This window comes from Aeromicrobium sp. YIM 150415 (assembly GCF_016918125.1).
GTDB classification, from domain to species: Bacteria; Actinomycetota; Actinomycetes; order Propionibacteriales; family Nocardioidaceae; genus Aeromicrobium; species Aeromicrobium piscarium.
In genome coordinates this window covers 128,667-154,243 of the sequence record NZ_JAERWM010000019.1, presented here as the reverse complement: position 1 = coordinate 154,243, position 25,577 = coordinate 128,667, and the positions used below count along the sequence as shown (strand labels likewise).

At 68.1% G+C, this 25,577-nt stretch carries 27 protein-coding genes; 17 read left to right on the top strand and 10 right to left on the bottom strand.

Annotated features, from left to right (window positions below; genetic code table 11):
* The first annotated feature begins 29 nt into the window (after positions 1 to 29).
* Positions 30 to 332, top strand: a complete 303-nt coding sequence (locus tag JL108_RS20610; protein ID WP_374190853.1) for a DUF222 domain-containing protein — start codon at positions 30 to 32, stop codon at positions 330 to 332.
* Here the strand turns inward: JL108_RS20610 and JL108_RS13015 are convergent.
* Both JL108_RS13015 and JL108_RS13010 read right to left on the bottom strand, forming a co-directional pair.
* Positions 329 to 1,657 carry a serine hydrolase gene (locus JL108_RS13015; RefSeq protein ID WP_205198656.1) on the bottom strand — a complete coding sequence of 443 codons (1,329 nt, stop codon included), beginning with the start codon at positions 1,655 to 1,657 and terminating at the stop codon, positions 329 to 331. The genes JL108_RS20610 and JL108_RS13015 overlap by 4 nt on opposite strands.
* Positions 1,654 to 3,090: a leucyl aminopeptidase gene (locus tag JL108_RS13010; RefSeq protein WP_205198655.1), complete on the bottom strand. Its 1,437-nt coding sequence runs from the start codon at positions 3,088 to 3,090 to the stop codon at positions 1,654 to 1,656. Before JL108_RS13010 ends, JL108_RS13015 begins: the two co-directional genes overlap by 4 nt.
* 32 nt (positions 3,091 to 3,122) lie before the next feature.
* Between JL108_RS13010 and gcvT the strand changes: the two genes are divergently transcribed.
* Positions 3,123 to 4,223: a glycine cleavage system aminomethyltransferase GcvT gene (gcvT, locus tag JL108_RS13005; RefSeq protein ID WP_205198654.1), complete on the top strand. Its 1,101-nt coding sequence runs from the start codon at positions 3,123 to 3,125 to the stop codon at positions 4,221 to 4,223.
* Between the two features lie 2 nt (positions 4,224 to 4,225).
* Positions 4,226 to 4,420: a hypothetical protein gene (locus tag JL108_RS13000; RefSeq protein ID WP_143914688.1), complete on the top strand. Its 195-nt coding sequence runs from the start codon at positions 4,226 to 4,228 to the stop codon at positions 4,418 to 4,420.
* A 154-nt stretch (positions 4,421 to 4,574) separates the two neighbouring features.
* On the opposite strand, the gene JL108_RS12995 is transcribed toward JL108_RS13000, so the two are convergent.
* Complete coding sequence (locus JL108_RS12995) at positions 4,575 to 5,123, bottom strand: DUF3043 domain-containing protein (protein WP_185973209.1); 549 nt, start codon at positions 5,121 to 5,123, stop codon at positions 4,575 to 4,577.
* Between the two features lie 91 nt (positions 5,124 to 5,214).
* Here JL108_RS12995 and JL108_RS12990 point away from each other — a divergent pair, with 91 nt between their 5' ends.
* The 11 genes from JL108_RS12990 to JL108_RS12935 all read left to right on the top strand — a co-directional run bounded on the left by JL108_RS12990 (position 5,215) and on the right by JL108_RS12935 (position 15,957).
* A complete protein-coding gene (locus JL108_RS12990) occupies positions 5,215 to 5,931 on the top strand; it encodes a PspA/IM30 family protein (RefSeq protein ID WP_205198653.1) in 717 nt (238 codons plus the stop codon).
* Between the two features lie 19 nt (positions 5,932 to 5,950).
* Positions 5,951 to 6,799 carry a zinc metalloprotease HtpX gene (gene htpX / locus JL108_RS12985; protein ID WP_240191026.1) on the top strand — a complete coding sequence of 283 codons (849 nt, stop codon included), beginning with the start codon at positions 5,951 to 5,953 and terminating at the stop codon, positions 6,797 to 6,799.
* 1 nt (position 6,800) lies between these two features.
* On the top strand, positions 6,801 to 7,367 hold the full coding sequence (locus JL108_RS12980; protein WP_205198652.1) for a hypothetical protein: 567 nt from the start codon (positions 6,801 to 6,803) through the stop codon (positions 7,365 to 7,367).
* 63 nt (positions 7,368 to 7,430) lie between these two features.
* Complete coding sequence (locus JL108_RS12975; RefSeq protein ID WP_205198680.1) at positions 7,431 to 8,684, top strand: aminotransferase class I/II-fold pyridoxal phosphate-dependent enzyme; 1,254 nt, start codon at positions 7,431 to 7,433, stop codon at positions 8,682 to 8,684.
* Between the two features lie 7 nt (positions 8,685 to 8,691).
* Positions 8,692 to 9,810: a glycerate kinase gene (locus JL108_RS12970; RefSeq protein WP_205198651.1), complete on the top strand. Its 1,119-nt coding sequence runs from the start codon at positions 8,692 to 8,694 to the stop codon at positions 9,808 to 9,810.
* A 99-nt stretch (positions 9,811 to 9,909) separates the two neighbouring features.
* Positions 9,910 to 10,275, top strand: a complete 366-nt coding sequence (locus tag JL108_RS12965; RefSeq protein WP_087623992.1) for an iron-sulfur cluster assembly accessory protein — start codon at positions 9,910 to 9,912, stop codon at positions 10,273 to 10,275.
* Positions 10,276 to 10,645: 370 nt separating this feature from the next.
* Positions 10,646 to 11,638 carry a carbohydrate kinase family protein gene (locus tag JL108_RS12955; protein WP_205198650.1) on the top strand — a complete coding sequence of 331 codons (993 nt, stop codon included), beginning with the start codon at positions 10,646 to 10,648 and terminating at the stop codon, positions 11,636 to 11,638.
* 106 nt (positions 11,639 to 11,744) lie between these two features.
* The gene (gene coxB, locus JL108_RS12950) at positions 11,745 to 12,587 is read left to right on the top strand and encodes a cytochrome c oxidase subunit II (RefSeq protein WP_246065212.1); all 843 of its coding nucleotides are present in this window, start codon (positions 11,745 to 11,747) and stop codon (positions 12,585 to 12,587) included.
* Positions 12,588 to 12,658: 71 nt separating this feature from the next.
* Complete coding sequence (ctaD, locus tag JL108_RS12945; RefSeq protein ID WP_240191052.1) at positions 12,659 to 14,344, top strand: cytochrome c oxidase subunit I; 1,686 nt, start codon at positions 12,659 to 12,661, stop codon at positions 14,342 to 14,344.
* A 3-nt stretch (positions 14,345 to 14,347) separates the two neighbouring features.
* Positions 14,348 to 14,743 (top strand): cytochrome c oxidase subunit 4, encoded by a 396-nt coding sequence (locus JL108_RS12940; RefSeq protein ID WP_205198648.1) that lies wholly within the window; start codon positions 14,348 to 14,350, stop codon positions 14,741 to 14,743.
* A gap of 38 nt (positions 14,744 to 14,781) precedes the next feature.
* Positions 14,782 to 15,957: an Ig-like domain-containing protein gene (locus tag JL108_RS12935; RefSeq protein WP_307837267.1), complete on the top strand. Its 1,176-nt coding sequence runs from the start codon at positions 14,782 to 14,784 to the stop codon at positions 15,955 to 15,957.
* 3 nt (positions 15,958 to 15,960) lie between these two features.
* Here the strand turns inward: JL108_RS12935 and JL108_RS12930 are convergent, their stop codons facing one another.
* Positions 15,961 to 16,596 carry a nucleotidyltransferase domain-containing protein gene (locus tag JL108_RS12930; RefSeq protein WP_205198647.1) on the bottom strand — a complete coding sequence of 212 codons (636 nt, stop codon included), beginning with the start codon at positions 16,594 to 16,596 and terminating at the stop codon, positions 15,961 to 15,963.
* 112 nt (positions 16,597 to 16,708) lie between these two features.
* On the opposite strand from JL108_RS12930, the gene JL108_RS12925 reads away from it, so the two are divergent.
* Entirely contained in the window at positions 16,709 to 17,425 is a 717-nt protein-coding gene (locus JL108_RS12925; protein ID WP_205198646.1) for a MerR family transcriptional regulator, read from the top strand.
* A gap of 179 nt (positions 17,426 to 17,604) precedes the next feature.
* Here the strand turns inward: JL108_RS12925 and JL108_RS12920 are convergent, their stop codons facing one another.
* The 4 genes from JL108_RS12920 to JL108_RS12905 form a co-directional block, all read right to left on the bottom strand.
* On the bottom strand, positions 17,605 to 19,308 hold the full coding sequence (locus tag JL108_RS12920; protein ID WP_143913105.1) for a cytochrome bc complex cytochrome b subunit: 1,704 nt from the start codon (positions 19,306 to 19,308) through the stop codon (positions 17,605 to 17,607).
* Positions 19,305 to 20,378, bottom strand: a complete 1,074-nt coding sequence (locus JL108_RS12915; protein ID WP_143913106.1) for a ubiquinol-cytochrome c reductase iron-sulfur subunit — start codon at positions 20,376 to 20,378, stop codon at positions 19,305 to 19,307. The genes JL108_RS12920 and JL108_RS12915 overlap by 4 nt, the downstream gene beginning before the upstream one ends.
* A 76-nt stretch (positions 20,379 to 20,454) precedes the next feature.
* Positions 20,455 to 21,297 (bottom strand): c-type cytochrome, encoded by an 843-nt coding sequence (locus JL108_RS12910; protein WP_246065143.1) that lies wholly within the window; start codon positions 21,295 to 21,297, stop codon positions 20,455 to 20,457.
* 77 nt (positions 21,298 to 21,374) lie between these two features.
* A complete protein-coding gene (locus tag JL108_RS12905; RefSeq protein ID WP_281281104.1) occupies positions 21,375 to 21,950 on the bottom strand; it encodes a heme-copper oxidase subunit III in 576 nt (191 codons plus the stop codon).
* A gap of 87 nt (positions 21,951 to 22,037) precedes the next feature.
* Between JL108_RS12905 and JL108_RS12900 the strand changes: the two genes are divergently transcribed.
* Together JL108_RS12900 and trpD are read left to right on the top strand one after the other, a co-directional pair.
* On the top strand, positions 22,038 to 22,445 hold the full coding sequence (locus tag JL108_RS12900) for a hypothetical protein (protein ID WP_374190851.1): 408 nt from the start codon (positions 22,038 to 22,040) through the stop codon (positions 22,443 to 22,445).
* Positions 22,442 to 23,482, top strand: a complete 1,041-nt coding sequence (gene trpD / locus JL108_RS12895) for an anthranilate phosphoribosyltransferase (RefSeq protein ID WP_205198645.1) — start codon at positions 22,442 to 22,444, stop codon at positions 23,480 to 23,482. Before JL108_RS12900 ends, trpD begins: the two co-directional genes overlap by 4 nt.
* 115 nt (positions 23,483 to 23,597) lie before the next feature.
* On the opposite strand, the gene JL108_RS12890 is transcribed toward trpD, so the two are convergent.
* Both JL108_RS12890 and JL108_RS12885 read right to left on the bottom strand, forming a co-directional pair.
* The gene (locus JL108_RS12890) at positions 23,598 to 23,876 is read right to left on the bottom strand and encodes an Lrp/AsnC family transcriptional regulator (protein WP_087624002.1); all 279 of its coding nucleotides are present in this window, start codon (positions 23,874 to 23,876) and stop codon (positions 23,598 to 23,600) included.
* A complete protein-coding gene (locus tag JL108_RS12885; RefSeq protein WP_307837266.1) occupies positions 23,873 to 25,549 on the bottom strand; it encodes a DEDD exonuclease domain-containing protein in 1,677 nt (558 codons plus the stop codon). The genes JL108_RS12890 and JL108_RS12885 overlap by 4 nt, the downstream gene beginning before the upstream one ends.
* Between the last annotated feature and the right edge of the window lie 28 nt (positions 25,550 to 25,577).

The window sequence follows — 25,577 nt, the reverse complement described above, 5'->3', positions numbered from 1 at the left end:
ATATGAACCTCGAAGATTTGGAATAGCCGATCGAGGACGCGGCGCCAGGAATCATCACCACCGACGGAACCCGGATGAGTCCCGGCGAAGTCAGACGCCTGGCCTGCGATGCCAGATTGCTCCCACAGGTGTTCGGTGGGGAATCTGTTCCCCTCGATCTTGGCCGCGAGGAACGTCTCTTCACCCGATATCAACGCATCGCGATCGCCAACAGAGACGGCGGCTATCTCGAATGCCGTATCAACCCACACGACGGGATCCCCGAATTCCGCAAACCCGGCACCCGGCAATGGAAACGCAACCACCGATGGCGACCCCGAGGATCGACCTAATGCCAGCCGGTGGGATCGAGGTCGCCCGGGTACGCGTGCCCTGGGTCGTAGGGCTCGCGGGTGAACACGAAGGTGGCCAGATCGAGCGCGCCGTCCTCGCGAAGCGCGAGATGCTCGCCAGCGTAATAGCTGTCCATGCCGATCCACCGGTCCCGATCGCCGTCGCGCATGAATCGCGAACTACGCCCACCGTTCGGCGCGTGCAGGATGAAGCCCTCACCGCCGGTCGGCTCGATCGTGAACGGTGCCGGGCCCCAGTACCACGTGCCCGCGAGCGCAGCGACGCGCTCGCTCGGCGTCGCGACCTCGGCGGAAGCGGGCGTGGCCAGCTCCTCGCGAGCCATCGTCAGCAGATCGTCGCCGACCGAGCCGAGACCCGAAGTCGTGTTGGTGAGCACCACGACACCGACCCCGGTCGCCGGCTCGACCTTCAGCGACGCCAGGAATCCCGGCATCGAGCCGCCATGTCCGACATACCGACGTGGCCCGTCGTGCCAGACCTGCCAGCCGAGCCCCTGTGCCGACGCCCACTCCAGTTCCCAACGGTCATTGACCGCCAGCGGCACCCGCATGAGCTCCATCGTGGAACGGCTCACCAGCCCCTCACCGTCCCCGGCAGCGAACACCGCCCATCGGGCGAGATCCTCGACGCTGGCCCACAACTGCCCGGCCGGGGCCATCGCCCCAGCATCGAACTCCGGCTCAGCGTGTCGCAGATCCTCACTCGGATGAACCGCGATCCCCGCGGCGCATTCACCCGCCGGCCGCAGCGTCGTGCGGGTCATGCCCAGCGGCACCAGCAGTCCGTCGCGAACCACCTCGAACCACGGACGACCGTGCGCCACCTCCAGGATCCGCCCGAGCAGCGCATACCCCGCGTTCGAATAATGGAAGCGGGTCCCCGGGATCAGCACGAGACGCAGGTCGCTGTCACGGAGCTCGGCCCAGTCCGTACCCGGCGCACGCTCCCACCACGGTCCGTTCGTCTCGGACTGCAGCCCGGAGGTGTGCGTGAGCAGCTGAGCGATCGTGACATCGGCGAAGGACTGCCCGTCCACATCGTCGAGGACCTCACGGACCCGCTGATCGATCCGCAGCCGACCCTTCTCGTGCAGCCGCAGGATCTCCACCGCGACGAAGGTCTTGGTGATCGAGCCGATGCGGTACTGCGTATCCGGCGTGACAGCGGCGGTCCCGTCCGAGCCGTCGAGAGTCCCCGCGGTGCCGCACCAGGCGACCTGCCCGCCAGCGACCACGGCGGCCGCCACCGAGGGCAGCCGCCGTTCCTCCAGCTCGCGGACGAGCCGGTCGTCGTACGCGCTCACGTAAGCTGAGTCGCCACCTGAACGAGCGTGCGCACGCCCACGCCGGTGCCACCCCACGGGATGTAGTCGTCGGCGCCGCCCTCGTTGAACGCCGGACCGGCGATGTCCAGATGCGCCCACGGGATGTCCGCGGTGAACTCACGCAGGAAGGCCGCCGCGAACAGCGTCCCACCGTGCGGCTTGGTGCCGATTTGGCGCAGATCGGCGATCTTGGAGGACTTGAGCGAGGAGGTGACCTCCTCGGTGATGGGCAGGCGCCACATCGCCTCGCCGGCCTCCTGCGAGGCGGCGAAGACGCGCTCCTCGAAGTACTCGTCATTGCCGAGGATCGCCGCCGTCTTGGCGCCGAGCGCGGTCATCGCCGCACCCGTGAGCGTCGCGACATCGACGATGTGATCAGGCTGCTGCTCCGCCGCGATCGCGAGACCGTCACCGAGCACCATGCGGCCCTCGGCATCGGTGTTGAGCACCTCCACCGTGCTGCCGCTGCGCATCGTGATGACATCGCCCGGCCGGGTGGCCGAGCCGCTCGGCATGTTCTCGGCCAGACAGGCGTAACCGGTCACCTTGATCGGCAGCCCGAGCGTCGCGATCGCGTTGACCGCCGCCACGATCGCCGCCGCCCCGCCCATGTCCATCTTCATCGTCTGCATGCTCGCGCCGGGCTTGATCGACAGGCCGCCGGAGTCGAAGGTGATGCCTTTGCCGACGAGCGCCAGGTGCGCCTTCGCCTTGGAGGGGGAGTAGGAGAGCGTCACCAGACGCGGCGGAGCCTCCGAGCCACGGCCCACCGAGAGGATTCCACCGCACTTCTCCTTGGCGAGACGCTTCTCGTCCCACACCGTCACCGAGACACCCTTCGCGGCCGACGACTCGATCGCCGCGGCGAAGTCCGGCGGACGCAGATCCCCCGGAGGCGTGTTGACCCAGTCGCGCGCCTGGCAGACCGCCTCGGCGATGGCCACGCCACGGTCGACGGCCTTCTTCAGCTCGCGCTTCTTGGCATCGGAGGCGACCAGGGTGACCTCATCGAGACGCGGCTTCTCGTCCGCCTTCTGGCGGGCCTTCTCACCCTTGTAGTCGTCGAAGCGATACGCCGTCAGCAGCGCACCCTCGGCCAGCGCGGCGACCTGGTCATCGGTGAGATCACCGAAGTCGACGACGATGTGGCGTGCCGCCGGCGCAGCGCGCAGGCCCTTGGCGACAGCGCGGCGCAGATCCTCCAGCGACGGCTCGTCGTCGATCGCGACGAAGACCGTGACGGGCGCCTTGATCCCTGCCGGACTCGGCACGACCAGGGTCTGCCCCGCCTCCTGGCGGAAGCCCAGGGCGGTGAACGGGACCAGGTCCTCGTCGAGGGGGTCCGAAGCGCGGATCGCGCGGAGCACGACATCGCTCGACGGGGCAGTGGGGCGCAGTGATACCGAGACCATGGCGCCACTGTATCCACGGGTAGGTTGATCGCATGGACCTGCTGCACTCGCCGCTGCACGATCGCCACGTCGCCCTCGGCGCCAAGTTCGCCGAGTTCGGCGGATGGGACATGCCGGTGGAGTACTCCGGCGGTGGAGTACTGGCCGAGCATGCCGCCGTACGCGAGAGCGTCGGACTGTTCGATGTCAGCCACCTGGGCAAGGCGGTTGTCCGGGGAGCCGGAGCCGCCGACTACGTCAACCGCTGCTTCACCAATGACCTCGCCAAGATCGGCGTGGGGCAGGCGCAATACACGCTGTGCTGCGCCGACGACGGCGGCACCGTCGACGACCTCATCGCCTATCTGCGCAGCGACTTCGAGGTCTTCCTCATGCCCAACGCGGCCAACACGGCCGAGGTGGTCCAGCGTCTGCGGGACGAGGCCCCCGAGGGCATCGAGGTGGCCGACCTGCACCGCCGCTACGCCGTGCTCGCCCTGCAGGGCCCCGCCAGCGCCGACGTGCTCCAGGCCCTCGATGTTCCGGCCGATCACCCGTACATGTCCTTCGTCACCGGCACGATCGCCGGCCGGGAGCTGACGGTGTGCCGCACCGGTTACACCGGCGAGCGCGGGTACGAGCTCGTCGTGGATTCTGAGGACGCCGCCGATGTGTGGGACGCGGTGCTCGCCGCAGGCGAGCCGCAGGGGATCCGGCCGTGCGGTCTCGGCGCCCGAGACACGCTGCGCACCGAGATGGGCTACCCGCTGCACGGCCACGAGCTCTCCCCGGAGATCACCCCGGTCATGGCGCGCGCCGGATGGGCCGTCGGCTGGGACAAGCCCGAGTTCTGGGGCAAGGAGGCACTGGAGCGGCAGCGCGCGGAGAAGACCGTGAGCCTCATCCGCGGTCTCAAGGCCGAAGGGCGCGCCATTCCCCGTCCGGGCATGCGCGTGTCCTCGACGACGGGGGAGTCGGTGGGCGAGGTGACCTCGGGGACCTTCAGCCCCACGCTGCGCGAAGGGATCGCCTTGGCGCTGCTCGACCGCTCGATCGCTGTGGGGGACACGGTGTCCGTCGACGTGCGGGGCCGCGCGCAATCGTTCACGGTGGTGACGCCACCGTTCGTGACCACCCAGGTGAAGGAGAGCTGACGATGAACTGGCGCTGGACCTACGAGAACGCCGACGGCGGAGAGCTCGGCACCTCGCACGACTTCCCGTCGCGCAGTGATGCCGAGACGTTCATCGGCATGGAGTTCGAGGAACTGCTCGGTCGCGGTATCGATCAGGTGCGCCTGTTCGAGGGCGACACCGAGGTCTACGGCCCGATGAGCCTGCACGCGGACTGAGCCGCGCCGTGGGGAGGCGGTCGCGGGGGCGGTGAGGGTCAACCACCGGGTGCGTCGCCATCGCGGCCGGGAGGCCGGTCGGCGGTTGATCGCCCACCGCTCCTTGCGGTGGTTGACGACTCACTGCCCGAGGTGGGCCCCGGGGAGGCCGGGGTCAGTAGCGGTCGGCGAGCGGCTGACCGCGCTCGATGACCGGACGCGGACGCCGCGTACGACGCAACTGCGTGCTGCGCAGGACCGCATAGGTCGTGGCGCCCTTCGCCTGACCCGGCTCGAAGCGCTTCTTCAGCTCGCGCTTGAGCCCCATGACGAGCCAGATCTCGTCGAGCACCGTCGACAGGATCGTGATCGTCCACAGGAAGAAGACGACGGTGACCGCCGTGGGGTTCTGGATGAAGCTCAGCACCAGGATCACCACGAGGATCGGCAGCATGTATTCGGCCACCGAGCGGCGACGGTCGACGTAGTCGCGCACGAGCGCGCGCACCGGCCCGCGGTCACGCGCCGGCAGGTAGGCCTCGTCGCCGCGGCCGTCGAGGGCCGCGATCTGCTTCTCGCGCGTCTTCGAGCGGCGCTCGCGCTCCCGGCGCATCTGCTCGCGGCGGGTCAGGGGACGCTTCATGACCTGCTTGCGGGCAGCCTCGGCCTCTTTGCGGGAACGGGTCGGCCGGCCCTTGCCTGGCTGCGGTGCGTCGTCGGTCACGCGCGAAACCTTACCGGGCCGCGGCAAGACGCCCGACAGCGCCGGTGAGCGGTGACACCCGGTCTTGGGCCGCACGCCCTAGGCTTGGCCCATGGCAGGGGACGGCATCACCGCACGGATCGGCCGCTGGTGGCGGTCGCGTGCGGCCACGCGAGACGTCGAGGATCCGGAGCGGCTGCGCGGCAAGCTCGATGAGACCTATCGCGACCAGCTCGCGATGCTCACCACCGTGCGCCGAGGCGTCGCCGATGTCCGTACCAGCCGCCGTCGCGTCGAGGTGCAGATGGCGCGGCAGCGCGAGCAGGTCGAGTCCTTCGACGCGCAGGCCCGCGAGGCGGTGAACCGCGGCGACGATGACGCCGCCCGCGACGCGCTCGGACGCAAGGTCATGCTCGAGAAGGCCCTTGAGGAGCTGACCGAGCGCCACCGCTCCCTCGCCGGCGAGGAGGAGTCGCTCGAACGCGCCGCCGAGAAGGTCGAGCGCCAGATCGAGGACTTCCGGATGCGCAAGGACACGCTCACCGCGCGGTACTCCGCGGCCAGCGCCCGGTCCGAGATCAACGACGCCACCACCGGCATCGCCTCGGCCACCAGCCAGATCGGCCAGGCGATGGACGAGGCCGAACGTCACACCCGTGAGCTGGAAGCCACTGCCGATGCCGTCGACGAGCTCGCCAGCGAAGGCGTGATCGCCCGAGCCGGCGAGGACCCCGACGAGGCGTTGCGCCGGCAGATCGACGCCGCGCTCGCCGAGACCCAGATCGAGGAAAGCAAGGGAGACGATGGCCCGAACCAGATTTCGTCGTGATCGGGGACTGTCCTGGCGGATGGGCAGCGTGGGCCTCGGCCTCGGCGCGCTCTACGTCGCCTTCGGCGTCGTCCTCATCTACTTCTCCGGTTCAGCGATCCTCGGCCTCGTCATCGTCCTGGGGATGGCGTGGGGCCAGTGGTTCTTCTCGGACTCGCTGGCGCTGAAGTCCATGGGGGCCAAGGTCGTCTCCCCGCAGCAGGCACCGGAGCTGCACGCCATGATCGACCGGCTCGTCGCCCTCGCCGACATGCCCAAGCCGCGGGTCGCCATCGCGCAGACCGACGTGCCGAATGCCTTCGCCACGGGGCGCACGCCCAACCACTCGGCCGTGTGCGTGACCACGGGCATCCTCAACCGCCTGGACGCCGACGAGCTCGAAGGCGTCCTGGCGCACGAGCTGGCGCACGTGGCCAATCGCGATGTCTCGGTCATGACCGTCGCCTCGTCCCTCGGCCTGCTGGCCGGCTTCATGACCCGCTGGGGCATGTTCTTCGGCGGCGGAGGACGCAATCGCAACAGCGGACCGGCGTTCCTGGTGGTCTTCCTGGTCAGCATGATCGTCTACTTCGTCAGCTTCCTGCTCACGCGTGCCCTGTCGCGGTACCGGGAGCTGAGCGCGGACCGGTCGGGCGCCTATCTCACCGGCCGCCCGTCGAAGCTGGCCTCGGCGCTCACCAAGATCTCCGGCGACATGGCCCGCATCCCCACCAAGGACCTGCGCGAGGTCGAGAGCATGAACGCCTTCTTCATCGCGCCGGCGCTCAACCGGCAGTCGATCGAGGCGGTCATGTCGACTCACCCGCCGCTGGACCGGCGGCTCGCGCAGCTCGCCCAGATCAGCGCCGACCTCTCCGAACGAGGCTGAGATGGGCTTTCTCGACGCGCTCTTCGGCCGCACGACACCGCCAAAGGCCGATCTGGAGGTGCTCTTCTCCGTGCCGCAGGCGGCGCTCTCGCTGGAGGTGCAGGGTTTCAGCTTCACCGGCGGGGGAGCGGTCTGCTATCGCGACACCGAGGGTGCCGCGGACGATGCCGTCATCGCCGAGGTCAAGCAGGTCGTGGCCATCGACGGCGATGTCACCCTGGACAAGACCCAGGACGACTACGGCTTCACCTGGATCAGCATCGAGCGCGCCGACGGCGATGCCTCGGCCATCGCCGCGGACCTGCACGCCGTCAACTCCTCGCTCGCCGATCACGGCTTCGACACCGCTCTGCTGTGCTCGACCTTCGTCTTCGAGCACGACGGCCGTCCGGTGGGACTGGTCTACCTGTTCAAACGCGGCACGTTCTATCCCTTCGTGCCGGCGGGCGGCCAGCGCCGCGACAATGCGCTGGAGCTGCAGATGCGCGGGATCGTCGAGGGGGACGTGCCGATCGAATCGGACCTGACCCGCTGGCTGGCGATCTGGGGAGCGCCCGGCCTGGGCTGAGACCCCGGTCACGCGGGAAGCGGGTCGCGGCCACGATAGATTGTCTATGTGACGATCGAGAGCATGTCCCGCGACGACCTCCAGCAATTCCACGACCAGCAACGACACGCGTACGAGACGCTCCAGAAGGCCGGTCTCGCACTCGACATCACCCGCGGCAAGCCGTCGGCCGAGCAACTCGACCTCTCCAACGAGCTGCTCGCCCTTCCCGGCCGCGACGACTATCGGGCCGGGGGAGTCGACACCCGAAACTACGGCGGGGGCACCGGGCTGCCGGCCATCCGTGAGATCTTCGCCGATCTGGTGGGCGTGCCCGCCGACCAGCTGCTGGCCGGCGACAACGCCAGCCTGTCGATGATGCACGACACGATCGTGTGGTCGCTCCTGCACGGCACTCCCGACTCGCCACGCCCCTGGTCGGCCGAGGAGAAGGTGCGCTTCATCTGCCCCTCGCCCGGTTACGACCGGCACTTCACGATCTGCGAGCACTACGGGATCGAGATGATCGCCGTGGACATGCTCGAGGACGGTCCCGACCTGGACGCCGTGCGCGAGCTCGTCAAGGACCCCCTCGTCAAGGGCATGTGGCTCGTGCCCACCTATGCCAACCCGATTGGGGCGGTCGTGAGCGAGGCGGTCGCGGCCGAGCTCGCGGCGATGGAGACCGCCGCACCGGACTTCCGGGTCTTCTGGGACAACGCCTACGCCGTCCACCACCTCACCGAGGAGCGGGTCAAGTCCGCCGATATCCTCGGCCTCGCCTCCGCCAGCGGCCACCCCAACCGCCCGCTGGTGTTCGCCAGCACGTCCAAGATCACCTTCGCGGGCGCGGGCGTCAGCTTCTTCGGCGGCTCGCCGGAGAATGTCGCCTGGTATCTGAAGCATGCCGCCGTGCGCGCGATCGGCCCCGACAAGGTCAACCAGCTGCGCCACGCGGAGTTCCTGGGCGACGCGGACGGGGTCTTGGCGCACATGGACCGGCACCGCGCGATCCTCGCCCCGAAGTTCGCGGCCGTCCAGGAGATCCTGAGCGACCGGCTCGGCGGTCTCGGCATCGCCGAGTGGACCCAGCCGAAGGGCGGCTACTTCGTCAGCCTGGAGGTGCCGGACGGCACCGCGACCCGTGTCGTGCAGTTGGCCAAGGAGGCGGGCATCGCCCTGACTCCCGCGGGAGCGGCCTTCCCCTACGGCAAGGATCCGCGCGATCGGCAGATCCGGATCGCGCCGTCGTTCCCGCCCTTGGAGGAGCTGCGGGCCGCGATGGAGGGATTGTGCACCTGCGTGCTGCTCGCGGCGGCGGAGAAGGCCGTCGGCTGACGCCACCATGCGCGTCCTCGTAGCGACCGACAAGTTCGCCGGCACGCTGAGCGCGGCCGAGGCCGGCCGCGCGATCGCCGAAGGATGGCGACGCACCGCACCCGGCGACACGGTGACCGTCGCGGCGATGGCCGACGGCGGACCGGGATTCATCGACGTGCTGTCCGCATCGGGGGTCGGACGGCTGCAGGCGGTGACCGTCCGTGGCCCGCTCGGTGATCCGGTGCCTGCCACGCTCCTGCTCGACGGCACCACCGCCTATGTGGAGTCGGCACAGGCCTGTGGGCTGCACCTGCTCGCGGAAGACGCTCGTTCGCCGTGGACGGCGAGCACCTTCGGGGTGGGCCAGGCGATCGGCGCGGCCATCGACGCCGGGGCCCGGCGCATCGTGGTCGGTCTCGGCGGCAGCGCCACCGCCGACGGGGGAGCGGGTCTTCTCGCCGCGCTGGGCGCCACTGCGGATGCGGCGCTGGAGGCCGGGCCCCGAGGCCTGGAGGGCGTGACCTCGGTCGCCCTCGATGCGGTGAGGGAGCGGGTGAGCGGAGTCGAGTTCGTGGCCGCGGCGGACGTGCAGACGCCGCTGCTCGGCATGTTCGGCGCGACCAAGGTGTTCGGACCGCAGAAGGGTCTGAGCGACGAGGACATCCTCGCGGTCGACCGGATCCTGGACAGATATGTCGACGCCGTGTGCGGCGCCACCCCTGCCGAGCGCCGGGTCGCCGACGAGCCGGGCGCGGGAGCCGCCGGAGGTCTCGGCTTCGCGCTGCTGGTGCTCGGGGCCTCCGTCCGGTCGGGGATCGAGCTCGTCGCCGAGGCCGTGGGGCTCCCCGACGCGGCGGCGACCCACGATCTCGTGGTCACCGGAGAGGGAGCCTTCGACTACTCCTCCCGTGCCGGGAAGGTGGTCCACGGTGTCGCGCAGATCGCGCAGCGCTCGGCTCTGCCGTGTCTGGTGCTCGCAGGGCGCGTCGATGTCGGATCACGCGAGATGCGGGCCTTGGGGATCGAGTCGGCCTACGGGATGGTCGACTATGTCGGCGAGGAGGCCGCCCTCAGGGCACCTGCCGAGCAGCTGTCGGCGCTGGCCGCGCGCGTCGCCCGGACCTGGTCGGCCCGCTGGGAATGACCGCGCATCGATTTCGTCGTCTCCGGCGCGTACGATGAGGAATGGAATCGTGAGCGAGCGCGTTGACCTCGACACCAGCAGTCCACGGCAGGAGCAGAGATGACCACGACCGACCAGACCCCGGCCACCGAGACCTCGGCCGACGGGATCACCTTGACCTCCGGCGCGGCGTCGAAGGTCAAGAGCCTGCTCGATCAGGAGGGCCGCGACGATCTGTCGCTGCGTATCGCCGTGCAGCCCGGCGGCTGCTCCGGCCTGCGCTACCAGCTGTTCTTCGACGAGCGCTCGCTCGACGGCGATGAGATCCGCGAGTTCGACGGCGTCCACGTCGTCGTCGACCGGATGAGCCTGCCGTACCTGCACGGTGCCACCATCGACTTCGTCGACACCATCGAGAAGCAGGGCTTCACGATCGACAACCCCATGGCCACGGGTTCGTGCGCCTGCGGCGACTCCTTCCACTGATCGACTTCGTCACAGCACTCGATGGAGAAGCAGGGCTTCACGATCGACAACCCCATGGCCACGGGTTCGTGCGCCTGCGGCGACTCCTTTTACTGAGTCCTTCCTGACGAACGGCGCCCCTCGCGACTACCGCGAGGGGCGCCGTTCGCGTCGAGTGGGGCCGGTGTCCTCCGCCGCTCCCGTCCTCGAAGGCGGTGAGCTACGCACCTCTCACGACGCTCGAGAGGTGCGTAGCTCACCGCTCCCGCGTGCGAGAGGTGCGTAAATCACCGCTCTTGGTCCCCACCGTCACGGGGCCTAGCACGGCCGCGTGGTGGGGTGAGGGGGCCGGGGCGGTGGCGACCAAGGGCATCGAACGTATGCTGGTTCGGTGCATCTTGCGATTGCCGGGTCGGTCGCCACCGACCACCTCCAGACGTTCTCAGGCCGCTTCTCGGACTCCCTCGTCCCTGACCAGCTCGACAAGATCTCCGTGTCGTTCCTGGTCGAGGACCTCGACGTCCGCCGGGGAGGCTGCGCCGCCAATATCAGCTTCGGGCTCGCTCAGCTGGGACACCGGCCGCTACTCGTCGCCGCCGTGGGACAGGACTTCGTGTCCCAGGGATACGAGAAGTGGCTCGATTCCGCGGGCGTCGACTGCTCGCGGCTGCGGGTCTCCGACACGCGGCACACGGCCCTGTGCACCATCACCACAGATGACGCGCACGCGCAGATCGTGACCTTCTACCCCGGCGCGATGGCCGAGGCCCGCGAGATCGACGTCGCGACGCTCCACTCCGAGCGCCCGATCGATCTGCTGCTCATCGGTCCCGACGATCCCACCGGCATGCTGAGGCACACTCACACGGCCCGTGAGCTCGGCATCCCCTTCGCCGCCGATCCCTCCCAGCAGCTGGCGTGGGCCGATGGCGAACTCATCGCCGACCTCATCGACGGTGCCGCGTACCTGTTCTGCAATGAGTACGAGGCCGCGCTGATCGAGAAGAAGACCGGCTGGAACGATGACGACCTGCGCCGCCACGTGGGCACCCGGGTCGTGACCCACGGCAAGGACGGAGCGGTCGTGCACACGGCCGATGGCGAGCTGATCGAGGTCGCCGCGATCGACGGCATCACCGCCGTCGACCCGACCGGTGTGGGCGACAGCTTCCGGGCCGGCTATCTCGCCGGTGTCGCGGCGGGTCTCGGCGCCGAGCGCAGCGTCCAGGTGGGCTGCACCATCGCCGCCTGCGTCGTCGAGACCATCGGCACCCAGGAGTACACCGTGGACGCCGACACCTTCCTGAGCCGGCTGGAACGGCAGTACGGCAGCGAGGCTCGTACCGAAATTCACAAGGCGTTGTCCCTCGGCGGCGTAGCATGACATCGGAACGATCAACACAGGCTGACCTGACCGTCGCCCGGGCAGTGGCCTGCGTTAGGGTCAGGGTGACATCCAGGTGATGGTCCAGGTTTCAGAAAGGCGCCCCGTGGGTCGGAAGAAGTTGGCGGCGGTCATCGCCGCAGCCGCGCTGCTACTCAGCGGCTGTTCCCCTGTTGACGAGTCGGAGCTCAAGCGCCTCGCGCTGCCCATCGCGGGCTCGGATCGCTCCGAGCCGATGTGGCATCTGTGGCTCGGCACGTGGATCGCGGTCCTCGTCGTGTTCGTGCTGGTCTTCGCGCTCATCCTGTACGCGCCGATCCGCTACCGCCGGCGCGCGGGCCAGACCGCGGCCCCCTCCCAGATCCGCTACAACCTGCCGATCGAGGCGCTCTACACGATCGCGCCGCTAGTCGTCGTGGCAGCGTTCTTCTTCCATACGGTGCAGGCGCAGAACTCGATGCTCGACGACTCCGAGACGCCCGATCACACCATCGAGGTCGTCGGCAGCAAGTGGCAGTGGACGTTCAACTACCTGGACTCCGAGGCCACGGGCGGTGAGCCGGTCTACGACCAGGGCGACACCGAGAACCTGCCGGATCTCTACCTGCCCGTCGACGAGACGGTCGAGTTCCAGCTCTTCTCGCCCGATGTCATCCACTCGTTCTGGATCCCCGAGTTCTACTTCAAGATGGACGTCATCCCCGGCGAGGGACCTCAGGACAACCGCTTCCAGATGACGCCGACGCGTGAGGGGACGTTCACCGGCCGCTGTGCCGAGCTGTGCGGCGTCTACCACACGCGGATGCTGTTCAACGTCCACGTCGTCTCGCGCGCCGAGTACGACGCTCACCTCGAGGAGCTTCAGCAGGAGGGCCAGATCGGCCGCCCGCAGGGAGCCTCCGATGCTACGACCGTCACCGGCCTCGGTGACCACGGAGGAGAGGGCTGATGGCCACCACCGCAGCGTTCGACGAGGGCGGAGCCCACGCCACGTCGGCACGCATCCAGCGTGAGCGGAGCATGGGTCAGAAGATCGCCACGGTCTTGACCACGACCGATCACAAGCTGATCGGCAAGATGTATCTCTTCACGTCGTTCGCGTTCTTCCTGATCGGCGGCGTGATGGCGCTCATCATGCGCGCCGAGCTCGCGCGTCCGGGCACCCAGGTCGTCGGCGACGAGACCTTCAACCAGCTCTTCACGATGCACGGCACCGTGATGCTGCTGATGTTCGCGACCCCGCTGTTCTTCGGGTTCTCCAATCTCGTGGTGCCGATCATGATCGGTGCCCCGGATGTCGCGTTCCCGCGCCTGAACATGTTCAGCTACTGGATGTACCTGTTCGGCAGCCTCATCGCCGTCTCGGGCTTCATCGTGCCCGGCGGCGCGGCGAGCTTCGGCTGGTTCGCCTACATGCCGCTGAGCGATTCGATCCACTCGCCCGGCATGGGCGGTGACCTGTGGGTCATGGGCCTGTACATGTCCGGCCTCGGCACGATCCTCGGTGGCGTCAACTTCATCACCACGATCTTCACGATGCGCGCGCCCGGCATGACGATGTTCCGCATGCCGATCATGGTCTGGAACTCGCTGGTCACCAGCCTGCTGGTCATCATCGTCTTCCCGGTCTTCGGCGCCGCGCTGCTGGCGGTCGCGGCCGATCGAATGCTCGGGGCCCACGTCTTCGACGCGGCGACCGGCGGGCCAATATTGTATCAACACTTATTCTGGTTCTTCGGGCACCCAGAGGTGTATATCATCGCCTTGCCCTTCTTCGGCATCATCACCGAAGTCCTCTCGGTGTTCAGCCGCAAACCCGTGTTCGGCTACGTCGGCCTGGTCTTCGCGACCCTCGCGATCGCCGCGCTCTCGGCCGCGGTGTGGGCGCACCACATGTTCGTGACCGGCGCGGTCAACCTCGCCTTCTTCTCGTTCATGACGTTGTTGATCGGCGTGCCGACCGGTGTGAAATTCTTCAACTGGATCGGCACGATGTGGGGCGGGTCCGTCACCTTCGACTCGCCGATGATGTTCGCGCTCGGCTTCCTGACGACCTTCCTCTTCGGCGGTCTGACCGGCATCATCCTGGCCTCGCCGGCCCTGGACTTCCATCTCTCGGACAGTTACTTCGTGGTGGCGCACTTCCACTACGTGGTGTTCGGCACCGTGGTGTTCGCGATGTTCGCCGGGTTCTACTACTGGTGGCCGAAGATGACCGGCCGGATGCTCGACGAGAAGCTGGGCAAGATCCACTTCTGGCTGCTGTTCATCGGCTTCCATCTGACCTTCCTGGTCCAGCACTGGCTGGGTGTGGCGGGCATGCCGCGTCGTTACGCCGACTACGGGCCGAACGACGGCTTCACGACGCTCAACGAGATCTCCACAATCGGTGCCTTCCTGCTCGGCGCCTCGACGATCCCGTTCCTGTACAACGTCTGGAAGTCACGCAAGGCGCCGCTGGTCGGACTCGACGACCCGTGGGGCTGGGGCCGAACGCTGGAGTGGGCGACCTCGTCCCCGCCGCCGCGGCACAACTTCGTACGGCTGCCGCGCATCCGCTCGGAGAGCCCGGCCTTCGATCTGCATCACCCCGAGCTCGCTGCGCTGGAGCTGAAGCAGAACCCCGATGAGAAGGCCGCGGTCGCCGATGCGCCGAATGTGGACAATCGCGAAGAGGCCCTCGGGCATCGCAAGGACGGTGAGTGATCGATGAAGGCCGAATTCTGGATGATGCTCGGCGTCGGCGTGTTCTTCGTCTTCGTCGCGCCGGTCTACTGGGTGCTCTCGGGCGACCCGACGGGCACCACCGCCCTCGTCATGACGCTCCTGCTGTGCTTCATGCTGGCGCTGTACCTCGGTTTCGTCGCCCAGCAGGTCAATCCCCGCCCGGAGGACAGCAAGGACGGCGACATCATCGACGGCGCCGGTGAGCTGGGCTTCTTCCCGCCCTTCAGCTGGTGGCCGCTGTGGTGCGCGCTGGTGTTCGGCACGTTGATGCTGGGCATCGTCGTGGGCTGGTGGCTCTTCCTGCTGGCCCTGCCGTTCGGCGCGATCGTCGTGATCGGTTGGGTCTTCGAGTACTACCGAGGCGTTCACGCGCACTGAGTGCCACGATACGAGATCACCGTGACTAGACTGTCACGGTGATCTCGTCGTTTTCGCGCGTTGTCGTCGCCGCTGTGGCGGCGATGGTGTTGGTGGGCTGCAGTGACTCCGGTGCCTCCGATACCGAGCCCTCGGCCGCGGCCGGGCCCGAGCCGGTGCTCACCGCCAATGTCACCGATGGACAGACCGATGTGCCGGTCGAGACGATCGTGACCGTCGACGTCGAGGACGGCGAGCTCGGTGAGGTCGTCGTACGTGGCGGTGAGGACGATGCCGTGATCGAGGGGACGGTCGACGGCGCGCGCTGGACGGCGGCCGAGCGCCTCGAGCCCGCGGTCGACTACACGCTGCAAGCGACGGCCTCAGGGACCGACGGGCAGCAGACGGAGCTGGAGACCGGGTTCACGAGCCAGTCGCTGACCCTCGACGAGCAGACCTATCCCTCCGTGGCGCCACTCCAGGGGGAGACCGTCGGCGTCGGCATGCCCGTCATCGTCAACTTCGACCTCCCCGTCGAGGACCGGGCCACGTTCGAGCAGCACATGGCGGTCACCTCCGAACCGCAGGTCGAGGGCGCCTGGAACTGGATCAGCGACCGGGTGGTGCACTGGCGGCCCAAGGAGTACTGGCCGGCCGGCACCAAGGTCCACGTCGATCTGCAGCTGAACAGCCTGCCGGCCGGGCAGGGCATCTACGGCCAGCAGAACCAGGTGGTGGACTTCGAGGTCGGTTCGTCCGTCGTCTCCACGGTCGATGTCAACGCCCACACGCTCACGGTCGACATCGACGGCCAGACGGCACGCACCATCCCGGTCTCCAGCGGTGCGCCACAGTGGGCCAGCCGCGAGGGCACCAAGATCGTCATGGAGAAGTTCGACACGATCGACATGGACGCCGCGACCACCGGGGTGGACTCGTCTGATCCGAACTACTACAACATGAAGGGCGTCAAGTGGGCGATGCGGCTCACCAATTCCGGTGAGTTCATCCACGCCGCGCCGTGGTCCGCCGGCTCCCACGGACGCGCGAACGTCAGCCATGGCTGTGTGGGCATGGGAACCGAGGACGCCGGCTGGCTCTACCAGAACTCCAAGCGCGGTGACGTGGTCAACTTCGTGGGAAGCACCCGCGCCCTCGAGCCACAGAACGGCTGGACCGATTGGAATGTCGACTGGGAGACCTGGCAGTCCGGTTCGGCACTGGCCGGGGCGTAGCAGTCAGCGCAGATCTTCTCGCCGTGGCGCTGGCAACCGGCGCAGCCAGGGGTGCTCGGGGTGCGCCCGGCTCAGGGTTTCCGCGAGCCATCGTTTGCTCGTCTGGTCCATCACGGGCAGACAGCTGGCGAGGTCGCGGTTGTCCTTCTCACGTGTGTGTACGGCCTTGAGGAGGAGCTGCACCTCAGGACGGAGATAGACGAGTCCGTCTCGTCGCCAGAGTGCCTCGTCGAGTGGACGCCTGATGCGTGGATCGCGCTTGTAGGTCCAGGTCGAGCCCTCGACATGCTCCAGCAGGACGTCGTACTCCCAGGGATCCGCGCCGCTCGCCCGGAGCCAGAGATTCCCGCAGCCGTTCGCGACCGTCGCGGCGGCCGTGGTGAGCGGCGTGAGGCTGCCGGCGGCCGCCCAGACGTGCAGTCGCCCCTGTAGATGGGCCAGCAGCAGGGGGACATCAGTGCGCGGGATACCGATATCGAGGTCACCGTGGGGGCGGGGCACACCGGTGAACGCCTCGATCGCCCAGCCGCCGGCGATCCACCACGGCCCGGGGTAGTCCTCCAGGAGCGCCGCCGCGTCCTGGGGCCTGCGGCCCGCCCACGGACCGTAGAGACGGACGTTCTTGTCATCAGACGGCATGGATCGGATGATAGTTCGCTGACCGATTCTATTGAGACTTGAACCCGACGTAACGTGAGGCTCTAGCGTCGGTGCGGTCGCGCCGACCGGCGCGGTACAGGAGGACGAGCAAATGAGCAGCGACACGGACCTGCGCGTCGGTGAGGTGGCCACGCGCTCGGGACTGACGGTGCGCGCGCTGCACCACTATGACCGTCTCGGGTTGGTCCGGCCGAGCGCCCGCACGGCCGGCGGACACCGGCTGTACGATGCGGCCGATCTCGAACGGCTCTATGTGGTCGTCGGGCTGCGAGAGATGGGTCTCTCCCTCGATCGCATCGGGGAGGTCGTCAGTGGGGCTCTGACGGTCGCTGAGACGCTCGAGCACCAACGGGCTGCCCTCGACGCGCAGATCGTGGCGTTGACCCGTGCGCGGGACCGAGTGGTGCATGCGCAGCGCGCGGGTGGCGAGCTCGATCTCCTGGCACTCATCAAGGAGGTTGTCATGTCCAACACATTCGAGCAGTACTTCGACGCCGACCAGATCGCCCAGCTGCAGCGGAGGCGTGCCGAGATCGGCGAGCAGCGGATCGCGGAGGTCGAGAACGCCTGGCCCGAGCTGATGGCCCGGGTGGATGCCGCGATCGCCCAGGGGACCGACCCGGGGAGCGAAGAGGGCCGTGCCCTGGCGGGGGAGTGGAGCGCTCTGCTGGAGCAGTTCCACGGTGGCGACGAGGGGCTGAAGAACTCCCTGTTCCGCATGTACGAGGAGAACCAGCCGACGATCGAGGACGAGTGGTCCGGTCCTTCCCAGGCCCAGCTGGACTTCATCACCGCGGCCCAGCGCTGATCGCCACCTGCGGCGGTAGGTCATCAACCTTTCGCCCGCGAGCGACGTTGCCTAGAGGTAGGTCCTCAACGTCATCGTGGGGTCATGGGGTTGATGGTCTACCGCCACCCGGGCGGGAACAACGAAGGAGGGCTGCTCCCCACATGGGGAGCAGCCCTCCTTCGTCGTACGACTGCCGGTCAGTGGACCCGCGGGACGCCCGTCTCCGAGACGCCCTGGAAGTCCTCGCCCAGGTCGACCGGATGCTGATCGGCATCGCGCAGATGCTCCTCGGCGTGCTGCATCTCCTCGACCGTCGGCTTGTCGAACGCGCCGGCGTAGTACCAGCGGCGCAGCCGTGCGCGCAGCTTGGCCTTGCGACCGTTCGGCGCGTCCACACCGTTGGCATCGACGAGCTCCGGGGCCTCGAGGGCCGCAGGTGCGGGCTTCGCGCTGGTGAGCGCATACTGCTTGTCCACCGACAGGGGAGCGTGGCGCTCGGAGTACCCGCCGTCGGGCGAGCGATCGATGACGCCGGTCTCGAAGCCGTGGGTCAGCACTTCGTGATCCTTGCGCTGCAGGCTGATGCAGATCCGTCGTGTGACGATGAACGCGATGATCGGACCGAGGAAGAACATCACCCGCAGGAAGTAGGTGATCGAGTTCAGGTCCAGGCCGAAACGCAGCGCGATGACATCGTTGCCGCCACCGATCCAGAGCAGACCGAAGGCCGTCATGCCGGCGACGCCCAGCGCGGTACGCGTCGGAGCGTTGCGCGGACGGTCGAGCAGGTGATGCTCACGGTCGTCCCCGGTGATCCACCGCTCGACGAAGGGCCAGGCACCGAGCAGCGTGAACAGGATGCCCAGGGCGCCGAGGCCAGGGATCAGCACGCTCAGTGGCCAGGTGCTGCCGAAGATGTCGAACTCCAGCGGCGGGAAGATACGCAACGCACCCTCCGCGAAGCCCATGTACCAGTCCGGCTGAGAGCCCGCGGTGACCTCGGCCGGGTTGTACGGGCCGTAGATCCAGATGCCGTTGACCGTGAAGGTCGCCGACAGGAACGCGATCACACCGAAGACGATGAAGAAGAAGCCACCGGCCTTGGCCGCGTACACGGGGAGCATCGGGTAGCCGACCACGTTCTCGTTGGTGCGTCCGGCACCCGGGAACTGCGTGTGCTTGTGGTAGACGAGCAGCAGCATGTGCGCCGCGATCAATCCCAACAACAACGCCGGGATCAACAGGATGTGCGCCATATAGAGACGGGGGATGATCTGATCGCCCGGGAACTCGCCGCCGAAGAGGAAGAAGGAGACGTGCGTGCCCACCAGCGGGATCGACTTGATCATGCCGTCGGCGATGCGAAGGCCGGTACCCGACAGCAGATCGTCGGGCAGCGAGTAGCCGCTGAAGCCGGCCAGGATGCCGAGGGTCAGCAGGCCCAGGCCGATAAGCCAGTTGATCTCACGAGGCTTGCGGTACGCGCCGGTGAAGAACACGCGCAGCATGTGCACCATCATCGCGGCGATGAACAGGTGCGCCGCCCAGTGATGCATCTGGCGCAGCAGCAGGCCGCCGCGGACATCGAAGCTGATGTCCAAGGCCGAGGCATAGGCCACCGACATCTCGACGCCGTTGAGCGGACGGTACGAGCCCGTGTAGACGGTCTCGGCCATGCTGGGGTCGAACCAGAGGGTCAGGAAGACACCCGTGATGAGCAGCACGACGAAGGACCAGAGAGCGATCTCGCCGAGCATGAACGACCAGTGCTCAGGGAAGACCTTGCGCAGGTTCTTCTTGCCGAGGGCGGCCAGGCCGAGGCGCTCGTCGAGCCAGCCGACCGGACCGGCGAGCTTCTTGCCCGTCTTGGTGTCCTCGACGGGGGTGTAGGTGGAGCTCATGAGGCGTTCTCCTCATCAAGACGCTTCTGATCCCGGTCGAGGAAGGAGTACGAGGGACCGACGATCTCGGGGAAGTCGCTCACCGCGATCAGGTAGCCTTCGTCGTCCACCGCCAGCGGGAGCTGGGGGAGCGGCCGGTATGCCGGGCCGAACACGACCTTGCCGTTGTCGGCGAGGTCGAAGGTCGACTGGTGGCAGGGGCACAGCAGGTGGTGGGTCTGCTGTTCCCACAGGCTGATCGGGCAGCCGACGTGGGTGCAGATCTTGGAATAGCAGAGGATGCCGTCGATGCCCCAGTTCTCGCGACCCTCGGCCGGCGTGATGTCCTCCGGGCGCATCCGCACCAGGATGACGGCGGCCTTGGCCTTGGCATTGAGGACATCGTGACCGTGCATGACCGCGTGACCGTCGTCGTCGGTCTCGTAGAAGATCGCCGGCTGGCCGTTGACCAGCTGCCCGACCTCGATATCGGAAGGCCGCAGGGGCTGTCCCGAGACGTCGTTGACGACCCGCATGCCGGGCTCCCACACGGTGTGCGCGAGCGTGTCGCCGGGCAGCGGACCCATGTCGCGCAGCATGACGATCGCCGGGAGGCCCATGGCACCGAGAGCGCCGAGCAGGCTGTTGCGGATCAGCGGACGGCGACCGATGCCGGACTCCTCGATGCCGTCGTTGACCGCCGTCATGGTCGCGGTGCGATCCTCGACCGAGGAGGCCGCCGGGTGACGCATCTCGATCATCTCGTGATCGCCCATGAGCTTCTTGGCCCACTGGATGATGCCGATGCCGATGAGCAGCAGGGCACCGGCGAGGGTGATGCCGAGCGTGAAGTTGAGGGCCGACCAGTTGGTGCCCGGGATGACGATCAGCTGGTCCTGGCCGATCGTGAAGTACGCGACGCAGAAGCCGATCAGCAGCAGCGTGGCGATGCCGAACATGCCGGCGATCTGACGCTCCGTGCGCTTCTCCTGCGCCGGATCGACGTCCTGGGGGCGGTACTGGTGCGCCGGCAGGCCCGGATCGGCGATCGGGTCGCCGGCGGGGGTGCGCTCTTCGATATCGCTGCTCATGCCGTCACCGCCGAGAAGAGGACAGAGTATGCCGGTGCCGGCATGAGATGCCTCATCGTTCTCTCGCTTCGCTCGTTCATGCCCTCTTCTTCTTCGTTCTCGTGCCGTGCCAGCCGATCCAGGTGGCGAATCCGACCAGGCCGCCGATGCCGAGCACCCAGACGAACACGCCGTCGCTGACCGGACCGAAGTTGCCGCCGCTGAATCCGCCGTAGTCGGGCTCGGTGCTCATGGCGCGGACATAGCCGATGACCGCGAGCTTCTCCTCAGGCGTGATGACGTCATCGGAGAAGACGGGCATCTGCTGGGGACCGGTCTGCATGGCCTCGTAGATGTGCTTGGCCTCGACGCCGTGCAGGCTGGGCGCGTAGCGCCCGTTGGGCAGCGCGCCACCGGCGCCGACGGAGTTGTGGCAGGCGGTGCAGTTGGTGCGGAAGAACTCGCCGCCCTGGGCGATCTCCTCATCGGAGAGGCTCTCGTAGTCCAAGTAGCGCTCGTCGGGAATCTGCGGCCCGGGGGCCAGTGAGGCGACGTACGCGGCGACCTGCGAGATCTCCTCCTCGGAGTACTCGACCTTCTTGCGGGGGGCCTGCGGCGCGGTCTGTGCCATCGGCATGCGGCCGGTGCCCATCTGGAAGTCGACCGAGGCGGCGCCGACGCCGATCAGCGAGGGGCCGTAGTTGCCCGGGTTGTCACCGGTGCCCTCCGTCGCGACGCCCTGCGCGTTGACGCCGTGGCAGCTCGCGCAACCGACCAGGAAGAGCTGACGCCCCGCCTCGATGTCGTCGATCGACGTCGTCTCGGCCGTCGCCGCCTTGGGGGCCACCGCGGCGTACAGGCCACCCGTGATGAGCAGGCCCACCGCGAGAACTAACAGGCCGGCCAGGGGGTGGCGGCGTCTGGTCGACAATGTGCGCACCGAGAACCTCATTCCTCAACGATTTTCGTCAGCGTATCGGTGATAACGCGGGGATGTGACGGTTAGGTGAGCCTTGCTCACTGGATCAGGTAGATGGCCGCGAACAGCGCGACCCAGACGACATCGACGAAGTGCCAGTAGTACGACACGACGACCGCCGAGACGGCTTGTTCGTGAGTGAACTTGCGGGCCACATAGGTGCGCCCGATCACCAGGAGGAAGGCCAGCAGGCCGCCGACGACGTGGATGCCGTGGAAGCCGGTCGCCAGGTAGAAGAGGCTGCCGTAGGCCGAGCTCTGGATGGTCACGCCGTGCTCGACGAGCTCGGCGTACTCGAACGCCTGACCGCCGATGAAGATGGCACCCATGATGTAGCTGAGGATGAACCACTCGCGCATGCCCCACTTGCCGATCTGCAGCAGTGAGCCCTCACGGCCGGCGCGGCCACGCACCGCGGCGAAGACGCCGAACTGGCACGTGAACGACGACAACACCAGGATCGTGGTGTTGGCGGTCGCGAACTGCAGGTTGAGGAGTGCGGTCTCCTGCGCCCAGAGCTCCGGGGCGGCGCTGCGCACGGTGAAGTACGCAGCGAACAGCGCCGCGAAGAACATCAGCTCGCTGGAGAGCCAGACGATCGTTCCGACCGTCACATACGACGGCCGTCCTTCGACGCCGTGAAGCCGGGACGCGGGGATCGCAGAAGTAGTCGCCACACCCTCATTATGTACGATTCGATTGTGACCGGTCACGACACCCTGCGGGTCCTTCTGTACAGCGATGATCGCGACGTTCGGATGGCGGTCAAAACCGCCATCGGGGAGCGTCCGCACCCCGATCTCCCGAGCGTCGAATTCGTCGAGGTCGCCACCGAGCCGGTGGTGCACCAGCGTCTCGACGAAGGGGGCATCGACCTCGTCATCCTCGACGGCGAGTCGGTCCCCGCGGGCGGCATGGGCATCGCCCGCCAGATCAAGGACGAGATCTTCCACGCCCCTCCGGTGATCGTCCTGACCGCCCGCGAGCAGGACGCCTGGCTGGCGACCTGGTCGCGAGCGGAGGCGGCCGTGCCTCAGCCGATCGATCCACTGCGCATGGCCGATGTGTTCTGCGAGGTCGCGCGCGGCCTCGCCGCCGCTCCGCGATGAGCCACACCTGGCCGCGGGTGCTGGCATCGCTCGTCGCCGGCACCGATCTGGACGCCGATACCGCGCGGTGGGCGATGGGGCAGATCCTCTCCGGTGAGGCGTCCGCCGCGCAGATCGCCGGCTTCGCGGTCGCGCTGCGCCAGAAGCAGGAGACGCTGCCGGAGGTCGAGGGTCTCGTGGCGGCGATGTACGCCGAGGCCACCACCCTGCGGATCGACGATCGGGTCGTCGACATCGTCGGCACCGGCGGCGACATGGCCAAGACGGTCAACATCTCCTCGATGTCGGCGGTCACCATCGCCGGGGCGGGTGTGGGCGTCGTCAAGCACGGCAACCGCGCCGCGTCGAGCCAGTCGGGGACGGCGGACGTGTTCGAGCGCCTCGGGGTGCGCCTCGATCTGCCGGCCGAGCGGATCGCCGATGTCTATGCCGAGGCGGGCATCACCTTCTGCTTCGCGCCGGTGTTCCACCCCGCACTGCGATTCGCCGGGCCGGTGCGCCGGGAGCTGGGCATCCCCACGATCTTCAACTTCCTCGGGCCGTTGACCAACCCCGCCCACGCCTCCGCGGCGGCGATCGGCTGCGCGGACGCCCGGATGGCTCCGCTGATGGCCGGTGTGATGGCGAGTCGTGGCGCCGATGCCTTCGTCTTCCGCGGCGATGATGGGCTCGACGAGATCACGGTGTCCGCCACCACGCAGGTGTGGCTCCCCGGTCACGACGGGCGGATCGTCGCCGAGACCTTCGATCCGCGTGAGCTGGGCTTCGAGCTCGCAGCCTCCGAGGCCCTGCGCGGCGGCGACCCGGAGTTCAACGCCGATGTCTTCGCTCGTGTCATCGACGGGGAGTCTGGTCCGGTACGCGACGCCGTGCTGCTCAACGCCGGTGCCGGGATCGCCGCGCATGCGGCAGCGCCGGGCACCTTCACCGAGCGACTCGCCGACGGCGTGCGGCGGGCCGCCGAGTCGATCGACTCCGGTGCCGCGCGCGCCACGCTGGACCGCTGGAGCCAGATCACTCAGCGCCTCGCCGGCTGACCGAGCTCGGCCCCATTCCCAGATTTGGCCAGTTGTGGCCCGGTTCACGCCTGGAAAACGGGCCACAACTGGCCAAATCTGGGGAACTTGGGCCCGGGTCCGGGCGGGTCGGGCGTCAGTCGAGGCCGATGGAGAAGGCGTCCTCGAGGTCGTGGCGGCTGAAGGCACGATAGGCGATCTGCGTCTGGGTGCTGAGCACGCCGGGCACCTTGTTGATGCGGTCGGGGACGACGCGGGCGATCTCGTCGTGAGAGCGCACGCGCACCATGGCGATGAGATCCAGCTCGCCGGTCACGGAGTAGACCTCGCTGACCCCGGAGATCTCGGCGATCTGCTGGGCGATCTCGGAGATCTGCGAGACCTCGGCCTCGATGAAGACAATCGCGGTGATCACACAGTGAGCATAGATCGATCGACCTCATAGCGGTCGAGGTGGCGTGCGGTGCTCCACCGCGGAGACGCCCACGTCCCTTCGATGAGCCGCACCCCGGGCTGCTCGAGCCAGCGGAGCACCGCCTCGGTCTCCTCGACGAGGGCCGCCGGCGCCGGCCCGGTGGGTGCGGCCACCGACTCGGCGGTGGCCACGAGGGCCTCGATCCAGGGCCAGGTCGCCGCACGCCGGGGGAGGATTCCCGCAGCCGCCAACCGGCCGTGGCGGACGATGTGGACTTCCCAGCCGTCGGGGTGGGGAGATGCCGCGATCAGCTGCGGAGCCCCGGCGAGCCCGGCGATCCGCTGAGCACGCCGGCTGCCGCGCAGGAAGGCGGTGAGCCGATCGCGCCAGACACCGGCTTGCTCGTATCGCTCCCGCTCGGCCTGCTCGCGCATCTTGGCATCGATCCGCTCCACGACGGCGCCGTGTCGGTCTCCACGCAGGGCATCTCGCAGACGCTCCACCTCGACGGCGTACGCCGCGGCGTCGACCGAGCCGTCACAGGGGGAGAGGCAGCGACCGAGGTCGGCGAGAGCACACGGTGATCGGCGTGGCTCCTTGCCGAATCGCGTGGTGCACTGGCGCACTTGGAAGGTCTCGTGCAATGCGGCCACGGCCGCCTCCGCCGCGGCTCGACGGAAGGGCCCGATGTAGTCGGCATCGTCGCTGACCCGGGTCACGATCGAGAGCCGCGGCCACGGTTCCCGCGTGAGCTTGATCCACGACTGGCGCTCGGGGAATTTGGAACGCCGGTTGTAGGGCGGGCGATGCGCGTCGATCAGCCGTAGCTCGCGAACCCCGGCCTCGAGGGCGGTGCTGCACGACACGGTGTCGACGCGCTCGGCGATCGCGAGCATCTCGCCCATGCGCGAGCGGGTCTCGGACCGCGTGAAATAGGAACGCACCCGTTTGCGGAGGGACCGGGAGGTGCCGACATAGAGGACCCGCTCGTCGCGATCGCGGAAGAGATAGACGCCCGGACCGTCGGGCAGCCCGTCGGCGAGATGGCGGCGCCGCCGCTGCGCCGGCGCGACGGCTGCCGTGAGGTCGCGAACCTCCTCGAGTGTGTCCACGCCGAGGGAGCCGAGCCTCTCGAACAGCGTGTGCAGGACGTCGACGGTGGCCCGTGCGTCGGTGAGTGCACGATGATCGGGGACGACATCGGAGAAGCGTGCCGCGAGCGTGGCGAGTTTGACATTGGGGACCTCGTCGCGCAGGAGAGCGCGACGGGCGATCACCGCGGTGTCCAGGACCTCGAAGCGCGGCCAGGGCAGCTCCAACTCCGCGGCGGCGTGCTTGAGGAAGCCGGTGTCGAAGGGGGCGTTGTGGGCGACGAGCACGGTGCCCTGCGCGAACTCCAGGAAGCTCGGCAGGACCTCGGCGATGCGCGGCGCGTCGATGACCATCTGGTCGGTGATGCCGGTGAGCACGGTGATGAACGCCGGGATCGACTCATCGGGGTTGACGAGCGTCTGGAACTCTCCGAGCACGTCCCCGCCGCGGACCTTGACCGCGCCGACCTCGGTGATCTTGGAGCCCTTGGCGGGGGAGCCTCCGGTGGTCTCCAGGTCGACGACGCAGAACGTGGTGTCGTGCAGGGGGCGGCCGAGGTCCTCGAAGCTGGGTTGGAACACGCCGATCACCCTAGGGACGGCCACTGTC

What these genes read in the sequence shown, in the direction of transcription:
- JL108_RS12990 (WP_205198653.1), top strand. Translation starts at nt 5,215, where the DNA reads ATGGCAGGGGACGGCATCACCGCACGGATCGGCCGCTGGTGGCGGTCG.
- JL108_RS12980 (WP_205198652.1), top strand. Translation starts at nt 6,801, where the DNA reads ATGGGCTTTCTCGACGCGCTCTTCGGCCGCACGACACCGCCAAAGGCC.
- JL108_RS12930 (WP_205198647.1), bottom strand. Translation starts at nt 16,596, where the DNA reads ATGCCGTCTGATGACAAGAACGTCCGTCTCTACGGTCCGTGGGCGGGC.
- htpX (WP_240191026.1), top strand. Translation starts at nt 5,951, where the DNA reads ATGGGCAGCGTGGGCCTCGGCCTCGGCGCGCTCTACGTCGCCTTCGGC.
- trpD (WP_205198645.1), top strand. Translation starts at nt 22,442, where the DNA reads ATGAGCCACACCTGGCCGCGGGTGCTGGCATCGCTCGTCGCCGGCACC.
- JL108_RS12925 (WP_205198646.1), top strand. Translation starts at nt 16,709, where the DNA reads ATGAGCAGCGACACGGACCTGCGCGTCGGTGAGGTGGCCACGCGCTCG.
- JL108_RS13000 (WP_143914688.1), top strand. Translation starts at nt 4,226, where the DNA reads ATGAACTGGCGCTGGACCTACGAGAACGCCGACGGCGGAGAGCTCGGC.
- JL108_RS12915 (WP_143913106.1), bottom strand. Translation starts at nt 20,378, where the DNA reads ATGAGCAGCGATATCGAAGAGCGCACCCCCGCCGGCGACCCGATCGCC.
- JL108_RS12940 (WP_205198648.1), top strand. Translation starts at nt 14,348, where the DNA reads ATGAAGGCCGAATTCTGGATGATGCTCGGCGTCGGCGTGTTCTTCGTC.
- JL108_RS13010 (WP_205198655.1), bottom strand. Translation starts at nt 3,090, where the DNA reads ATGGTCTCGGTATCACTGCGCCCCACTGCCCCGTCGAGCGATGTCGTG.
- JL108_RS12970 (WP_205198651.1), top strand. Translation starts at nt 8,692, where the DNA reads ATGCGCGTCCTCGTAGCGACCGACAAGTTCGCCGGCACGCTGAGCGCG.
- ctaD (WP_240191052.1), top strand. Translation starts at nt 12,659, where the DNA reads ATGGGTCAGAAGATCGCCACGGTCTTGACCACGACCGATCACAAGCTG.
- gcvT (WP_205198654.1), top strand. Translation starts at nt 3,123, where the DNA reads ATGGACCTGCTGCACTCGCCGCTGCACGATCGCCACGTCGCCCTCGGC.
- JL108_RS12920 (WP_143913105.1), bottom strand. Translation starts at nt 19,308, where the DNA reads ATGAGCTCCACCTACACCCCCGTCGAGGACACCAAGACGGGCAAGAAG.
- JL108_RS12975 (WP_205198680.1), top strand. Translation starts at nt 7,431, where the DNA reads ATGTCCCGCGACGACCTCCAGCAATTCCACGACCAGCAACGACACGCG.
- JL108_RS12965 (WP_087623992.1), top strand. Translation starts at nt 9,910, where the DNA reads ATGACCACGACCGACCAGACCCCGGCCACCGAGACCTCGGCCGACGGG.